Annotated in this window: 1 protein-coding gene; it reads left to right on the top strand. The window is 43.7% G+C overall.

The genetic code is table 11. From position 1 onward, the window contains the following. Positions 1–295: 295 nt before the first annotated feature. Positions 296–1,646, top strand: a 1,351-nt coding sequence (locus LYNGBM3L_RS13535) for a serine/threonine-protein kinase (RefSeq protein ID WP_081431946.1), incomplete at its 3' end; no start/stop codon positions are given.

The following is a 1,646-nucleotide window of genomic DNA, read 5'->3' as shown; positions in this document are numbered from 1 at the left end:
TGCGTAGTGCTATAACTTTGAATTGTAAGCCTGAAATAGTTCATAATTACTAGATTGCTCAATTCTTAACTATTTCTTATTTCTTATTAAGATTGCTGCCTTCGCTTGACAATTCGTTGACAATTCACCATCAACCGTCCACAATACTTACCCCAAACCGCACATTTGAATGAACTCTGATTTTTCTCATGGTGGCTAAAATAGATCATATCGAGCCAATTATAGTGCCAATTATAATACCAATTAACTAGGCAGCAACGGCATGAACCCAACTGGTATTCAAAAGAGTGGAGCCATGAATTCAATCATTTGTATGATATGTGAGCAAATCAATCCCAGTCGGGCAAGTTTTTGCTCTCGTTGTGGTGCCTCTCTACCTCCTCCCAGTAGCAGTCCCCTAGAGACTAATCTAGATAATACTAATAATGACAATACATTAGACAATACATTAGACAATACTAATAATGACAATACATTACAGACTGGAAGCCGATTACGCGATCGCTACATAATTCAACGTACCTTAGGACAAGGGGGATTTGGCAAAACCTACCTCGCCAAAGACACTGGACGCTTTAATGAACTAGTAACCCTAAAAGAGCTGACTCCAAGAAACCAGGGCACCCATACCCTAGAAAAAGCGGAAGAACTATTTCAACGGGAAGCAACCATGCTGCACAAGCTTTCATCCCCCCAAATTCCGAGATTCTGGGAATTTTTTCGCCATGGCAAACGGTTGTTTCTCGTCCAAGACTACATTGAAGGAAAAACCTATCAAACTTTACTCGAAGAACGAGTAAGCAAAGGGGAACGCTTCAGCGAAACCGAAATTATCCAACTGTTTCAGCAATTGCTCCCGGTCTTAAGCTACCTACACCAATTAGGAATAATTCACCGGGATATTGCTCCAGACAATATTATCCGTCGTGCTTCCGATGGAGTACCAGTATTAATTGACTTGGGTGGTGTCAAACAAATTGCCCTAGAAGTCAATACTCCCGTAACCAGAGGTGCGCTTGACCTTGGCGAATTTAATTCGCCAAGGTCAAGCGCACCTGGGCAAAACTCTGCCATCTATGCTGGTGGGACTTGTTTAGGTAAAGTTGGCTATGCACCTGATGAACAGCTACGCCTAGGGATTGCTGCTCCCCATAGTGACCTGTATGCTTTGGGAGTGACATCACTAGTACTGATGACTGGTAAACAGCCCCAGGAACTGGTTGACCCTTATACCCTGAGCTGGCGAACTGAAGAAGAAGTAACCCTATCTCCAGAGTTTAATAGTATCCTATCTCGTTTGCTGGCATCCCAACCCTCTGAGCGATTCCAATCTGCTCAAGAGGTTCTAGACCTGATCCGAACTGATGATTCTGATGATTCTAAGGTTAGACAAACAGAAATAAAGGGTAATGTAGCTGTAACTCCCCAGTCTAAATCGTACCCTCCACCGACTCCCATCAATAATTCCGGTTGCAAGCAAGTGTTTGACGAATCTGTTCTAGTGCCAGCAGAGATTCAAGGCTGGAACTGGGGTGCCTTTTGTCTACCAGGTTTGTGGTGTGTCACCAATCAAGTTTGGATTGGACTGATTGCCTGGACCGATCTATCCTTAGTGACTGGATTTCTTGCTTGGCCAGTGATGGGGA

This window comes from Moorena producens 3L, from assembly GCF_000211815.1.
In the GTDB taxonomy this organism is placed as follows: domain Bacteria; phylum Cyanobacteriota; class Cyanobacteriia; order Cyanobacteriales; family Coleofasciculaceae; genus Moorena; species Moorena producens.
The sequence above is the reverse complement of the archived record's forward strand: the minus strand, read 5'-3'. Positions and strand labels throughout refer to the sequence as shown.